The organism is Streptomyces sp. NPDC091271, from assembly GCF_044757505.1.
GTDB lineage: Bacteria > Actinomycetota > Actinomycetes > Streptomycetales > Streptomycetaceae > Streptomyces.
Genome location: NZ_JBIVVD010000006.1, coordinates 619,536 through 632,742, shown reverse-complemented (window position 1 = coordinate 632,742; position 13,207 = coordinate 619,536). Strand labels below are relative to the sequence as shown.

The 13,207-nt window shown below is 72.2% G+C and carries 11 protein-coding genes, 1 tRNA gene and 1 riboswitch; of the genes, 7 read left to right on the top strand and 5 right to left on the bottom strand.

Annotated elements, in window-relative coordinates:
- The first annotated feature begins 591 nt into the window (after positions 1–591).
- From ACIQM3_RS27020 to ACIQM3_RS27005, 4 genes are all read left to right on the top strand, one after another.
- The gene (locus ACIQM3_RS27020) at positions 592–2,088 is read left to right on the top strand and encodes a sporulation protein (RefSeq protein ID WP_401628342.1); all 1,497 of its coding nucleotides are present in this window, start codon (positions 592–594) and stop codon (positions 2,086–2,088) included.
- Positions 2,089–2,245: 157 nt separating this feature from the next.
- Positions 2,246–3,502, top strand: a complete 1,257-nt coding sequence (gene lhgO / locus ACIQM3_RS27015) for an L-2-hydroxyglutarate oxidase (protein ID WP_401628339.1) — start codon at positions 2,246–2,248, stop codon at positions 3,500–3,502.
- On the top strand, positions 3,495–4,367 hold the full coding sequence (gene trmB, locus ACIQM3_RS27010) for a tRNA (guanosine(46)-N7)-methyltransferase TrmB (RefSeq protein ID WP_401628336.1): 873 nt from the start codon (positions 3,495–3,497) through the stop codon (positions 4,365–4,367). The genes lhgO and trmB overlap by 8 nt, the downstream gene beginning before the upstream one ends.
- Before the next feature lie 61 nt (positions 4,368–4,428).
- Positions 4,429–5,877, top strand: coding sequence for a PrsW family intramembrane metalloprotease (locus ACIQM3_RS27005; RefSeq protein ID WP_401628333.1), 1,449 nt, complete (start codon positions 4,429–4,431; stop codon positions 5,875–5,877).
- Here the strand turns inward: ACIQM3_RS27005 and ACIQM3_RS27000 are convergent.
- From ACIQM3_RS27000 to ACIQM3_RS26980, 5 genes are all read right to left on the bottom strand, one after another.
- Positions 5,874–6,818 (bottom strand): aldo/keto reductase, encoded by a 945-nt coding sequence (locus tag ACIQM3_RS27000; protein WP_401628331.1) that lies wholly within the window; start codon positions 6,816–6,818, stop codon positions 5,874–5,876. The two genes, ACIQM3_RS27005 and ACIQM3_RS27000, sit on opposite strands and share 4 nt — an antisense overlap.
- A gap of 225 nt (positions 6,819–7,043) precedes the next feature.
- Positions 7,044–8,084: a M23 family metallopeptidase gene (locus ACIQM3_RS26995; RefSeq protein ID WP_401628328.1), complete on the bottom strand. Its 1,041-nt coding sequence runs from the start codon at positions 8,082–8,084 to the stop codon at positions 7,044–7,046.
- Positions 8,085–8,095: 11 nt separating this feature from the next.
- Positions 8,096–8,248: riboswitch (cyclic di-AMP (ydaO/yuaA leader) on the bottom strand.
- A 233-nt stretch (positions 8,249–8,481) separates the two neighbouring features.
- On the bottom strand, positions 8,482–9,639 hold the full coding sequence (locus ACIQM3_RS26990) for a PP2C family protein-serine/threonine phosphatase (RefSeq protein ID WP_401628325.1): 1,158 nt from the start codon (positions 9,637–9,639) through the stop codon (positions 8,482–8,484).
- 134 nt (positions 9,640–9,773) lie between these two features.
- The gene (locus ACIQM3_RS26985; protein ID WP_401628322.1) at positions 9,774–10,520 is read right to left on the bottom strand and encodes a MerR family transcriptional regulator; all 747 of its coding nucleotides are present in this window, start codon (positions 10,518–10,520) and stop codon (positions 9,774–9,776) included.
- A 116-nt stretch (positions 10,521–10,636) separates the two neighbouring features.
- A tRNA-Met gene (locus tag ACIQM3_RS26980) sits at positions 10,637–10,710 on the bottom strand.
- A gap of 428 nt (positions 10,711–11,138) precedes the next feature.
- Here ACIQM3_RS26980 and ACIQM3_RS26975 point away from each other — a divergent pair.
- From ACIQM3_RS26975 to ACIQM3_RS26965, 3 genes are all read left to right on the top strand, one after another.
- Positions 11,139–12,524: an FAD-binding oxidoreductase gene (locus ACIQM3_RS26975; RefSeq protein WP_401628319.1), complete on the top strand. Its 1,386-nt coding sequence runs from the start codon at positions 11,139–11,141 to the stop codon at positions 12,522–12,524.
- A gap of 210 nt (positions 12,525–12,734) precedes the next feature.
- Positions 12,735–12,893 (top strand): hypothetical protein, encoded by a 159-nt coding sequence (locus ACIQM3_RS26970; RefSeq protein ID WP_401628316.1) that lies wholly within the window; start codon positions 12,735–12,737, stop codon positions 12,891–12,893.
- Between the two features lie 80 nt (positions 12,894–12,973).
- Positions 12,974–13,195 carry a hypothetical protein gene (locus ACIQM3_RS26965; RefSeq protein ID WP_104787660.1) on the top strand — a complete coding sequence of 74 codons (222 nt, stop codon included), beginning with the start codon at positions 12,974–12,976 and terminating at the stop codon, positions 13,193–13,195.
- Positions 13,196–13,207: the final 12 nt, after the last annotated feature.

Here is a 13,207-nt window from a genome sequence, read left to right as displayed (position 1 = left end):
GGGGGCGCCCCCCCCGCCCCCCCCGGGGGGCGGGGGGGGGCCCCCCCGGGGGCCCGCCCCCCCCCCCCGGGGCCCCCCCCCCCGGGGGGGGGGGGGGGGGCCCCCCCCCCCCCCCGGGGGCCCCCCCCCCCACGACCGCTTCTCCGAACCCCGCCCGTGCGGCGCACAGTCCGGGAGGTGTTCGTCACCTCCCGGACCGGTTCGCCGCCCGCGGGGATTGGGGCGGCGGTCTCCCCCAGCCCGCCGAGTCCAGTTCAGCGGGCCGACCCACGCAGGATCCATCGAAGCGCTTGCGCAACGGCCGGACCAGAGCGCACGGCCGGGCGCACGGCCACACATCAGGAGCACGGCACCCACGCCCCGCACCGCACGGACAACATTCCCGCCATACGGAGGTCTGCCCCTTAACGGTGGGGATGCGGCGAACTACGCTGGGTTTACCGATGTTCTCAGCAGGGCGGCATATTCCACGGGGCTCGGCCAAATGCGTGTGCGGCCGGAGTGCCCGGGACCGTACCTGGGGAGAACACGGTACGAATGCCGCGCGCCTGACGGTGACGCGGCGGCCGTCTGTGTGTCGAGGGGTGGCGCATGTCCAGGGAGCAACGCGGGCCGAACGAGAAGCTCGGCACGGTTCTCGCCCTCGCGGGAATCAGCAACGCCGGGCTCGCCCGGCGGGTCAACGACCTCGGAGCACAGCGCGGTCTGACACTTCGTTACGACAAGACGTCGGTGGCCCGGTGGGTCGCCAAGGGCATGGTGCCGCAGGGCTCCGCGCCCCATCTCATCGCGGCGGCGATAGGGGCCAAACTCGGCCGTCCCGTCCCGCTGCACGAGATCGGGCTCGCCGACGCCGATCCGGCGCCGGAGGTCGGTCTCGCCTTCCCCCGCGACGTGGGTGAGGCGGTCCGCTCGGCGACGGATCTGTACCGGCTGGATCTGGCGGGCCGCCGGGGCGGCGGAGGGATCTGGCAGTCACTGGCGGGTTCCTTCGCGGTGAGCGCCTATGCGACCCCCGCGTCCCGCTGGCTCATAACCCCCGCCGATCCGTCGGTCGCACGGGACCCGACCGCCGCCCAGGCCGCGATCCTCGGCACGGAGGGCGCACCCGGCGCGCAGGGCGGGGTGCCCGTCCAGCCCGGCCCGGACACCGCCGTCGACGGCCCTCTGCTGCGCGTCGGCCACAGCGACGTGACCAAGCTGCGCGAGGCCGCCCAGGACGCGCGCCGGTGGGACTCGAAGTACGGCGGCGGCGACTGGCGTTCCTCCATGGTCCCGGAGTGCTTACGGGTCGACGCAGCCCCGCTCCTGCTGGGCTCGTACAGCGACGAGGTGGGCAGGGCGCTCTTCGGCGCCTCCGCCGAGCTGACCAGGCTCGCCGGGTGGATGGCCTTCGACACCGGCCAGCAGGAGGCCGCTCAGCGCTACTACATCCAGGCGCTGCGCCTGGCCCGCGCCGCCGCCGACGTACCGCTGGGCGGATACGTCCTGGCGTCGATGTCCCTTCAGGCGACCTACCGGGGCTTCGCCGACGAGGGCGTCGATCTCGCGCAGGCCGCGGTCGAACGCAACCGCGGGCTCGCCACCGCCCGGACCATGAGCTTCTTCCGGCTCGTGGAGGCGCGCGCCCACGCGAAGGCCGGCGACGCACCGGCCGCGGGGGCCGCGCTCCGGGCCGCCGAGAGCTGGCTGGAGCGCTCCCGGGCCGGTGACTCGGACCCGGCGTGGCTCGGGTTCTACTCGTACGACAGGTTCGCCGCCGACGCCGCCGAGTGCTACCGCGACCTCAAGGCGCCCCGTCAGGTACGGCGCTTCACCGAGCAGGCCCTGTCGAAACCCACCGACGAGTTCGTCCGCTCCCACGGGCTGCGGCTCGTCGTGTCCGCGGTCGCCGAGCTGGAGTCGGGCAACCTCGACGCCGCCTGCGCGGCGGGGACGCGGGCGGTGGAGGTGGCCGGACGCATCTCCTCGGCGCGCACCACCGAGTACGTACGCGACCTGCTGCACCGCCTGGAGCCGTACGGGGACGAGCCCCGCGTGGCCGAGCTACGGGAACGGGCCCGTCCGCTCCTCGTCTCCCCGGCATAGCCCTTCCCGGGCGGGACCACGAGGCTCCACCGGTACGTCCCGGTTTCGCCGCTTCTTCGCCGGATCCGGGGAAGAAACGTCCCGCCACGCAGACGCCTTCCCTGGTTTGAGCCCGTTGTCAGTGGGTCAGTGCACTATCGGGGTGGGAGGTGGCGTGATGATGACGCACGCGGCGTACGACTGCGATGTGCTGGTGATCGGTGGCGGAATCGTCGGTCTGTCGACCGCGTACGCGATCACGCGCACCGCGCCTGGCACCCGGGTCACGGTGCTGGAGAAGGAGTGGGGCCCGGCCAAGCACCAGACGGGACGCAACAGCGGGGTGATCCACAGCGGCATCTACTACCCGCCGGGCTCGCTCAAGGCGCGCTACGCCGTGCGGGGCGCCGCCGAGCTGGTGGACTTCTGCGCGGAGCACAAGATCGCCCACGCCGTGACGGGCAAGCTGATCGTCGCGACCGGCAGAGGAGAGCTGCCCCGGCTGCACGCCCTGGTGCAGCGCGGCCGGGCGCACGGCCTGCCGGTCCGGGAGCTCGGCCCCGCCCAGATCGCGGAGTACGAACCGCGGGTGCGCGGCCTCGCGGCGATCCGGGTGGGGACGACGGGGGTGTGCGACTTCACCGCGGTCGCCGTCCGGTTCGCCGCGGAGGTGAGCGCCTCGGGCGGACAGATCCGTTACGGCGCGGAGGTCGTCGCCGTGGACCGGCGCCCCTGGGGTGTCGCGGTGCGCACGGCCGACGGCCAGGTGGTCAGGGCCCGTGTGCTGGTCAACTGCGCGGGGCTGCACAGCGACCGGGTGGCGCGGCTCGCGGGCGACGACCCGGGCGCGCGCATCGTGCCGTTCCGCGGGGAGTACTACGAGCTGGCCAGGCCGGAGCTGGTGCGCGGACTCGTCTATCCGGTGCCGGACCCGGCGTTCCCCTTCCTCGGGGTCCATCTGACCCGGGGCGTCGACGGCACGGTCCACGTCGGTCCGAACGCCGTGCCCGCCCTGGCCCGCGAGGGGTACGGCCGGGCGGTCGTCCACCCGCGCGAGCTGGCCGCCACCCTGGCCTGGCCCGGCTCCTGGCGGATCGCCCGGCGCCACTGGCGGTACGGGGCGGGCGAGGTGCACAGATCCCTGTCGAAGAGCGCGTTCACCCGGGCCGTCCAGCGGCTGCTGCCGGAGGTGACGGAGGCCGATCTGCGGCCCTCCCCGGCCGGGGTCAGGGCCCAGGCGGTCCTGCGGGACGGCACGCTCGTGGACGACTTCCTGATCCGGGACGCCCCGCACACCGTGCACGTGCTGAACGCCCCGTCACCCGCCGCGACCGCGTCCCTGCCCATCGGGAGGGAGGTGGCGCGACGGGCCCTGCTGCGGGCTCGCGCGACGGGGTGGGCGCCTCCCGCCGTAGAATCGGGTCATTGTGTCTGAGCCCCTGAACCCCACCCCAGAGACGCCCGGCCCCGCCGCGGAGACGCCCGGCGCCACGCCGGACAGCGGCCCCGGCGCCACGCCGGACGCGGACGCCGCGGAGCGGCGCGCCGCCTCCTTCGAGCGACAGCGCAGGCTGCGCCAGGAGCCCCGCTTTCCCGGCGGCCCGGCGGCCGACCCGGCGGGCTCGCACCACGAGCGCCGGATCCGCAGCTTCCAGCCCCGCCGCAGCCGGGTGACCGCCGGCCAGGAGGACGCCCTCCAGCGGCTGTGGCCCAAGTGGGGCCTGGACATCGACGGCAAAGGCGTCCTCGATCTCCCCACGCTGTTCGACGGCCTCCCGGTGGTCCTGGAGATCGGCTTCGGCATGGGCGAGGCGACGGCGCAGATGGCGGCCGACGACCCCGGCACCGGGATCCTGGCCGTCGACGTCCACACCCCCGGCCAGGGCAACCTGCTGGGTCTGGCGGACCGGGCCGGGGTGTCCAACGTCCGTGTCGCCAACGGCGACGCGATCATCCTGCTCCGCGAGATGCTGGAGCCGGCCGCTCTGGACGGGCTCCGGGTGTATTTCCCCGATCCGTGGCCCAAGAAGCGGCACCACAAGAGGCGGCTGATCCAGCCGGAGTTCCTCGACCTGGTGGCGCGGCGGCTGAAGCCTGGCGCGCTCGTCCACTGCGCGACGGACTGGGAGCCGTACGCGGAACAGATGCTGGAAGTCCTGACGGCCCACCCCCTGTTCGTGAACACCCAGGCGGACGGCGGTTATGCGCCGCGGCCCGCGTTCCGGCCGCTGACCCGCTTCGAGGGCCAGGGCCTGGACAAGGGGCACGTCGTGCACGACGTGCTGTTCACCCGTCGCTGATCAGCCACGCCCCGCCACGGCGGCATGGCCAGGTGTCGGTGGCCCTCGTTAGGGTCGTCGGGTGTACCAGGGGTCCGTGCAGCACCAGCAGCCGGACGTCCCGGTTCTCGAGGAGCAGAAGCTCGACGAGTTCCTGGGCGCCGTCCCGGAGCGAGGCCAGTGGCGTTACCGGCCCCGCCGCGTCGGCATGGTCTGGCGCAGCAAGGCGTTCCGCGCCGGTGCGCTGATCACGGTGCTCGCGCTCTGCGGTCTGGTGATCCTGGCCCTGGTGCGCCGGCAGACCGGCACCGAGGGCTTCATGGTGGGGCTGGGACTGGCCGTGCTGCCCGTACCGCTGCTGATGGCGGCGTTCCGCTGGCTCGACCGGGTCGAGCCGGGCCCCTGGCGGAATCTGCTGTTCGCGTTCTCCTGGGGCGCGTGCGCCGCCGCGCTCGTGGCGATCATCGCCAACTCCTTCGCGACCCGGTGGATAGCGACGGCCACCGCGGATCCGGCGAGCGCCGACACCCTCGGGGCCACGGTCGTCGCCCCGGTCGTCGAGGAGACCGCGAAGGCCGTCGCGGTCCTGCTGATCTTCCTCTTCCGCAGACGGCAGTTCGGCGGGATCGTCGACGGCATCGTGGTCGCAGGGTTCACCGCGACCGGCTTCGCCTTCACCGAGAACATCCTCTACCTGGGCAACGCCTTCGGCGAGGACCAGCAGATGGGGACCACGGGCTTCGCCTCGGTGACGGCGGGGACGTTCTTCGTCCGCGTGGTCATGTCGCCGTTCGCGCACCCCTTGTTCACCGTGCTCTCCGGCATCGGCTTCGGCATCGCGGCGCTCGGCGGCTCGCGCCACCGGGTGCGGCGGGTCGTCCTGCCCCTGCTCGGGCTCACCCTCGCCATGGGCATGCACGCCCTGTGGAACGGCTCGTCGGCCTTCGGACCGTACGGCTTCTACGCGGTGTACGGCGCGTTCATGGTGCCGTGCTTCGGGCTGGTGACCTGGCTGGCGGTCTGGTCGCGCCAGCGGGAGCTGCGCACGCTCTCCACCGAGCTGCCGGTGTACGCGGCGGCCGGCTGGCTGACCCCCGCCGAGCCGGTCGCCCTGGCCTCGATGCGGGCGCGGGGCATGGCCCGCGACATGGCCAGGCACTGGAACAGCCAGCCGGACCGCGCCCGGGGCAGGGCCGCGGCCCGCGCCGTCGCGGAGTACGAGTCGTTCGCCACGTCCCTGGCCATGCTGCGCCGGAGGGCACGTCATGACGGCGCGGGCCCGGACTTCGCCCTCCGCGAGCAGGAGTTGCTGCACCATCTGTGGCACCGCCGGGAGATCGCGGCGCCGGCTCTGACGTACGCGGCCCACGCGACGGGGCGGCTACGCAACATCCGCCCGCCGGCGGCGCCGCCGTTCCCCCGTCAGTTCCCGTACGAAGGCTCTCCGCAGCCCCTGCCGGCACCGCACCGGCACTACGGCGGCCACAACCCGTACCTGGAGGACGGCGGGCGCCCCAGCGGTCCGTCCTAGGCGGATGCCTCGGTCAGCTCCGCCAGCTCCTGGTCGGTCAGCCGGAGTTCCGCCACCGCCACCAGCGCCGGCAGCTGCTCGACCGTACGCGCGGAGGCGATGGGCGCGGTCACGGTCGGCTGCGAGGCCAGCCAGGCGAGCGCGACCGTGGCGATCTCGGCGCCGTGCTCCTGGGCGATCCTGTCGAGCGCCGTGAGCACCTTGCGCCCGCGCTCGGTCTCCAGGTGCTTGCCCGCGCCCTCGGCCCGCGCGCTCTCGACCGAGGCGCCCACCCGGTACTTGCCGGTGAGGAAGCCCGAGGCGAGCGCGAAGTACGGGACGGCGGCGAGGCCGGAAGCGGCCGCCGTGTCCTGGAGCGCGCCCTCGTAGGTGTCGCGCGAGACGAGGTTGTAGTGCGGCTGCAGCGCGACGTAGCGGGCGAGGCCCTCCCGCTCGGAGAAGTCCAGGGAGGCCTGGAGCCGCTCGGGGCTGATGTTGGAGGCGGCGATCTCCCGGACCGTGCCTGCCTTCACCAGCTGGTCGAGCGCGGTGACGATCTCCTCGACGGGGACGCTCTCGTCGTCGAAGTGCGTGTAGTAGAGGTCGATGTGGTCGGTGCCGAGCCGGCGCAGGGACGCCTCGGCCGCCGCCTTGATCGTGGTGGCCGAGAGCCCCTTGTACGCGGGATGGGCGCCGACCTTCGTGGCGATGAGGACGTCGTCGCGGCGGGAACGGGCCGCCAGCCACTTGCCGATGAGGTTCTCCGACTCACCGCCCTCGTTGCCCGGAACCCAGGCGGAGTAGGAGTCGGCGGTGTCGACGAAGTTGCCTCCGGCCGCCACGTAGGCGTCGAGAACGGCGAAGGTGCGGTCCTCGTCGGCCGTCCAGCCGAAGACGTTGCCGCCGAGGGCGAGGGGGAAGACCTGAAGACTCGAGGAACCGAGCGGGCGCAGAGAAGTCATACCCCGAAACAACGATCCGACTGAGGCCACTATTCCGTTTACGGCCCCGGACGGACCGCCGGCCCTGACGTCGGGGGGTTGTGCGTCAGGGCCGCCGGGGTTCCGGTGCGCCGAGTGCGGCGTCAGCGTCCGAACGGGATCAGTGAGCTCGTCCGACCAGGATCAGTCGGTGCCCGGACGGGACCGGCCGGTGTCCGAGCGGGACCGGCCGGTGTCCGAGCGGGGTCAGACCGAGAGACCCTTGCTGCCCAGCCAGCCCATCGGGTCGATACCGGTGCCGTCCGGGGTGTGGACCTCCAGGTGGAGGTGCGGTCCGGTCACGTTGCCGGTGGCGCCGACGCGGCCGATGGTCTCGCCGGTGGTGACCTTCTGTCCGGCGGTGACGTCCATCGAGGACTGGTGGCAGTACCAGATCTCCGTGCCGTCATCGAGCGTCAGGACCGTGCGGTAGCCGTACGAGCCGGACCAGCCGGCCGACTTCACGGTGCCGCTGTGCACGGCCTTGACCGGCGTGCCGGTCGGAGCCGCGAAGTCCAGCCCGGTGTGGTGGCCTGACGACCACATCGAACCGGACTGCCCGTAGGTCGAGGTGATGGTGTACGAGGAGGTCGGAATGGCGTAGCTCGCGGCGAGCTTGGCGAGGCGCTCGGCCTCGGCCTTCTTCTTCGCCGCCTCTTCGGCCGCCTTCTTCTTCGCGGCGGCCTTCGCCTCCGCCTCGCTCTGCTGCTTCGCCGCCTCGGCCGCGGCCGCCTCGGCCGCCGCCTGCTCCTCCGCGGCCTTGGCCTCCGCCTCGGCTCCGGCCTGCTGCTGCTCGGCCTGCTGGAGGATGCGAGCGCGGAGCGCCTCGCCCGCGTCGGTGGTGCCCTGCTCGGCCTCGGCGGCGGTGATGCCCGCGCTGGTCAGCGGGGCCGACGCGGCGACCGTCTCGTGATCCGGGTCGGAGTCGCCGGACATGAACGCGCCCACGCCGGGAAGGGACTTGGCGTCGGGGAGATTGTCCGCGATGGAATCGGGAAGAGAAATGGAGACCGGCGGCTTGCTCTGCGCGGTGGCCATGCCACCCGCACCGACGGCCGCGATGACGCCGACGCCGAGGACGGTGGAGCTACGGGCGAGACCGCGCTGCTTGGCTACGCGGTGCCGACCGCGTACGGGACGGATGGACTCCTCGGTGGGGTTCCATTCATCCCAAGTCCTGTCCTCATCACCGAAGCTGCCGGTCCTGAAGGACGACGGGGCCTCGGGGGCAGGCTGATTGGACGCCACGTGGGCGCACTCCTTTCCTTCCTTCTCGCCTACCGGGTTAGCTGACGGGTTCGGAGCAGGAAGGTCTCCTACGGACCCCTTCGTCCCTCGCGAGACACAGGTGTCCGATTCACCCCATGTAGGTGGTTCCCCGGTTCCCTTGCGGAATTCGGCGCTGCGCACGGTGCCGTCTCTTGCGACGGCGGGTACAACCGCGCTGCGTTATCGAACGTTAATAGAGACGGGTGTCCTTTTCCAAGCTGTTCCCGTAGATCAGTCATGACCCTGGCCTGGACTTTCAGGGGTCAAACGGGTGCAAAAGGGCGACTTGAGCACCCCTCATCCAGCCAGCAGTTTCTGACGTTACGTCAAATGTTATGCGGAGCGACGTCCTTCGACTACCGACGGTCGCGACCGGTCATCCACGGTCCCGCCCCACAATCTTCACCGTCGTCCGCCGCTCCTGCTGGCCCCGCGCCGGACGGCCGACCGCGAGGAGCGCCAAGTCGTCCGTCGACCGGCCGCCGGTGTGCAGCCGTACGTCATCGGTGAGCGCGGACAGCAGTTCCTCCGGCCCCGGGAAGAGGCGGCCGCGCAGCCGGGCCGCCGGGTCGTAGAAGACGCCCTTCGCGTCCCGCGCCTCGGAGAGTCCGTCGGTGAACGCCAGGAACATCGACCCGGCCGGCAGTGTCCACTCGTCCGACCGGTCCGGCCACGCGTCCAGCCCCATCCCGAGCGGCAGGGCGGGCGCCGTCGGCGCCAGCACGTCCAGCGTCCCGTCCGCGTGCAGGACGAGCGGCTCGGGGTGCCCGCGGTTGACGACGCGCAGGACGTCCGAGCCGGACGGGATCTCCGCGACGACGGCGGTGACGAACCCCTCCATGGAGTCGAGACCGCCCCGCCGCGAGCCCTCACGGGCCAGCGCCCGCTCCAGCCGCTGGACGACCCCCTCCAACGACATCTCCTGCTCGGCGGCCTCCCGGAACGCACCGATCACGACGGCCACCGCGGCCACGGCGTCCAGCCCCTTGCCCCGTACGTCCCCGAGGACCAGGCGCACCCCGTACGGCGTGTCCGCGACCGCGAACAGGTCGCCGCCGACGAACTCGTCCGCCTGGGCCGCCTCGTACCGCGCCGCGACCTGCAGGCCGCCGATGCGGTCCTCGGGCGTCGGGAGCACCGCGCGCATCGCGGTCTCCGCGATGACCCTTGCCGAGGCCAGCTGTTCGTTCCTGCGGCGCACGACGCGGTTGATGACGAGGGAGAGCACGGAGACGGTGACCAGGGTGAGCAGGTCGGTGACCGGCACGACCCTGCCGAGCTCGCCGTCCGAGATCCGGATGGCGAGCACCACGAGGATCGCGGTCGCCCCGACACGGACGGTGCTGGCCAGCGAGAAGAAGGGTGCGGCGATCAGCGGCGCCGCGGCGAAGAGCGGAACAGCGGAGACCACGGTCGGGGTCGCGAGGTCGAGGACGACGCCGGCACCGATCATCAGAGCCGGCAGCGCGCGCACGAAAATCCGGGAACGGGAGTTCCTGGGTCCGCTCCCCCGCCGTCCGTCCGGCTTCCCCACCTGTGCGCTCCTGCCCGGTCCACCCACGGGTGCGGACGGTACCGCGCCCCACCCAGGCTGGCCGGAGCCGCGCCGAAAGGCGACTCGTCATCGGCCAAAGGGAGGAGCGCCCCGGAGCCCCCGCCCTCCGGTGGTCAGCCGGGGAGCCGGTGCTGCGCGTAGATCGTCAGTGCGTCCCGTACGAAGACGGCAGTTCCGTCCCCGTGGCGATCGTAGTTCCTTCCGAAGCGGGGATCGGCGACGTACATCTCCCCGATGCCTGTGACATACGCACGCGTGACCTCCATGGTCGCCGACAGCCACTCGCAGTGCCGTCGCGCGATGTCCTGCACCTCGTCGCCGCCGGCCTCCAGGCCGGCCGCCCTGGCCTCCCCGTAGTCCCGGGCGATGGCATCGTGCACGCCCTGGAAGCGCGCGCGCCCCTCCTCGCCCAGCCCGCGCCACCACCGGCCGCTCCGCTCGTACGCCTCCTTCCCCCAGCGCTCGGTGACCTCCTGCTCGTGCACCGTGTGGTCGAAGCCGTCGAACACTTCCTCGGCCATGAGTTCCTCCCCTTCCTCGGTCCTGCGGAGAGTGGTCCGCACCGAGGCGATCTGCCGCCCGATGCGCTCGCGCTCCTGCTCCAGCAGGCGCAGATGGGCCCGGAGCGCCGCCGAGGTGTCCCGCTGCCCTTCCAGCACGTCCCTGATCGCGGGCAGCGAGAGCCCCAGCTCCCGCAGGAGCAGGATGCGCTGGAGTCGGACCAGGGCCTCCTGGTCGTAATAGCGGTAGCCGTTGGCGCCCGTGCGGCTCGGCACGAGGAGACCGATGTCGCCGTAGTGCCGGAGGGTCCGGCTCGTGGTGCCGGCCCGCCGGGCGATTTCCTGGATGGACCACTCCATGGCGGAAACGCTAGATCTTTACGCAGCGTCAAGGTCAAGCCCCCGCGCCGGCGGCCGGGTGACGGCATACGACAGAGGCCCGGATCCTCGAAAAGGATCCGGGCCTCTGTCTTCAGTAGCGGGGACAGGATTTGAACCTGCGACCTCTGGGTTATGAGCCCAGCGAGCTACCGAGCTGCTCCACCCCGCGCCGTTGTGATTGCAACTCTACGCCATCCGGGACGGTGCTCCGACCATTAGTGGCCGCTGCTCCCCCTCCCTCCTCCCGGCCGGAGCCTTTCGATCACGACCCGACGCGTCAACTCACGCCGTGTGCGGTGAAGTTGCCAGGAGGGGGGCGTTCCCGAAAGCGTGCCGCATCCCGGATATCGCGTATCGCCTGCCTGGAGGGGAGACCACCTCGGCCGCGCCGCAGCAGGGCTGAGCCCGCGCCGTGCTCCGGTCAGGTCCGGGGCACGGCTCCGCGATTGCGCGGCATCCGGAGCGGCGGGACGCTGGAGGGGCAAGCCTTTCGGTGTTCGGTCCCGTCTGCGCGGCATCCCAGGTGCCGACGTCGGCCCAGCTGCCTCACCCGACGCAGGGGAGGCCGGGCGCATGCGTGTGCGCTAGGAGACGATCATGGACGGCACCATGCTCGAAACGATGAGAACGGCTCTGCGTGGCCCGGTCATCGGCCCGGACGACCAGGAGTACGGGCCGGCCCGCACGGTGTACAACGCCATGATCGACAAGCGGCCGGCGGCCGTGGTCCGGTGTCGCGACACGGCGGATGTCATGGCGGCCGTCGACTTCGTCCGCGAGAACGGCCTGGACGTCGCCGTCCAGGGCGGCGGGCACAGCGGCCCCGGCCTCGGACTCCGGGACGACGCCGTGACGCTCGACCTCTCGCCCATGCGCGGCGTACGGGTCGACCCGGCCACCCAGACCGCGCAGGCGGACGGCGGCGCGACACTGGGCGACCTCGATCACGTCACCCATGCCTTCGGCCTCGCCACCCCGGCGGGGATCATGTCCACCACCGGGGTCGGTGGGCTCACCCTCGGCGGCGGTCACGGCTATCTCACCCGGAAGTACGGCCTCTCGGTGGACAACCTGGTCTCCGCGGACGTGGTCCTGGCCGATGGCAGCTTCGTCGCCACCAACCCGAGCGAGCATCCCGACCTGTTCTGGGCGCTCCGTGGCGGCGGTGGCAACTTCGGCATCGTCACGTCGTTCGACTTCGAGCTGCACCCCGTCGACACAGTGGGCGTCGGGATCACCGTCTGGCCCCTGGAGCTCTTCCAGGACGTCCTGCGCTGGTACCGCGACTTCCTGCCGCAGGCACCGGACGACCTGTACGGCTTCTTCGCCTCGCTGAGCGTCCCGCCGGGCCCGCCGTTCCCCGAGGAGATACACGGGCAGAAGATGTGCGGGGTCGTCTGGTCCTCGACGGCCGACCCGGACTCCCTGGGCGAGACCCTCGCCGTGGTGAACGAACCAGGTCCCCCGGCCTTCCACTTCACCGCGCCGATGCCGTATCCGGCGCTGCAGTCGATGTTCGACGCGCTGATGCCGTCCGGCCTCCAGTGGTACTGGCGGGGGGACTTCTTCGACCGGATCACGGACGACGCCGTCGACGTGCACGCCGCCTTCGCCGAGAAGCTCCCCACCGGCCTGTCGACCATGCACCTGTACCCGGTCGACGGAGCCGCCGCCCGGGTCGGCCCCGACGAGACCGCCTGGGCCTACCGTGACGCGCTCTGGTCCGGCGTCATCGCCGGCATCGATCCCGACCCGGCCAACGCGGCGGCGCTGCGCGAATGGGCCGTAAGCTATTGGGAGGCGCTGCACCCGCACTCCATGGGCGGCGGCTACGTGAACTTCCTCGGCACGGGCGAGTCCCAGGACCGGGTCCGGGCCACCTACCGCGGCCACCACGACCGGCTCGCGGAGATCAAGCGGTCCTACGACCCGCACAACCTCTTCCACGCAAACCAGAACATCGAGCCCGCACCGCCGCACTGACCGTCACGCCGGGCTCGCAATACCGGGGGAAAGCCGTACTGGGAGGGTTACAGTCTGCATGCACCGCAGCACGATGATCCGGCAGCCCCCGGAGCGGCGCGGCACCGGTAGCGGCACCTCGTCGCCCTACCGGTCAGGACCGGTCCGGCATGCACCGCAGCGATTCGGTCACGGGGCTCTCACCGCACACCTACGTACAGGACACCTGAGATGACCGACACGTCTGCCCGCACGACCCAGCGCCACGCCGACGCGGCCTCCGCGGCCACGAACGCCGACACGGGTGCCTCGTCGCCGCTGCCCACTCCGCAGTACGCGGGCCTGTTCATCGAGCCCGACCTGCCCCCGGTGGCCGACGAGCCCGAATGACCGGGCTGCCGTGGCCGGCCCCGAGAGTCCGGCCCGGCCGGCCCGAGTGACCGGCACGGCCGCACGGTCGTTGGGAGACCATGCGCATCCGTATCGGCGTGGTCGTCCTCGCAGTGGTCCTGCTGATCGCCGCGTTCATCTCGAACATCCCGACAGAGGCCGAGACCGAGGCGGCCTGCCGGCGGGCCCTCGACAACACGTCGACGTGGACCTTCCGGCCGGACGTCTGCCTGGACGTGTCCGCGGAGACCTACCGGACGTTCCTCCTGATGTACCAGTTGCGGGAGGAAGGCCTGGACTGAGGAGGAGGGCGG

Excerpts from the sequence above, each read along its gene's own strand:
- ACIQM3_RS26985 (WP_401628322.1), bottom strand. The coding sequence starts at position 10,520 with ATGGAGTGGTCCATCCAGGAAATCGCCCGGCGGGCCGGCACCACGAGC.
- ACIQM3_RS27020 (WP_401628342.1), top strand. The coding sequence starts at position 592 with ATGTCCAGGGAGCAACGCGGGCCGAACGAGAAGCTCGGCACGGTTCTC.
- ACIQM3_RS26975 (WP_401628319.1), top strand. The coding sequence starts at position 11,139 with ATGGACGGCACCATGCTCGAAACGATGAGAACGGCTCTGCGTGGCCCG.
- ACIQM3_RS27000 (WP_401628331.1), bottom strand. The coding sequence starts at position 6,818 with ATGACTTCTCTGCGCCCGCTCGGTTCCTCGAGTCTTCAGGTCTTCCCC.
- ACIQM3_RS26970 (WP_401628316.1), top strand. The coding sequence starts at position 12,735 with ATGACCGACACGTCTGCCCGCACGACCCAGCGCCACGCCGACGCGGCC.
- lhgO (WP_401628339.1), top strand. The coding sequence starts at position 2,246 with ATGATGACGCACGCGGCGTACGACTGCGATGTGCTGGTGATCGGTGGC.
- ACIQM3_RS26965 (WP_104787660.1), top strand. The coding sequence starts at position 12,974 with ATGCGCATCCGTATCGGCGTGGTCGTCCTCGCAGTGGTCCTGCTGATC.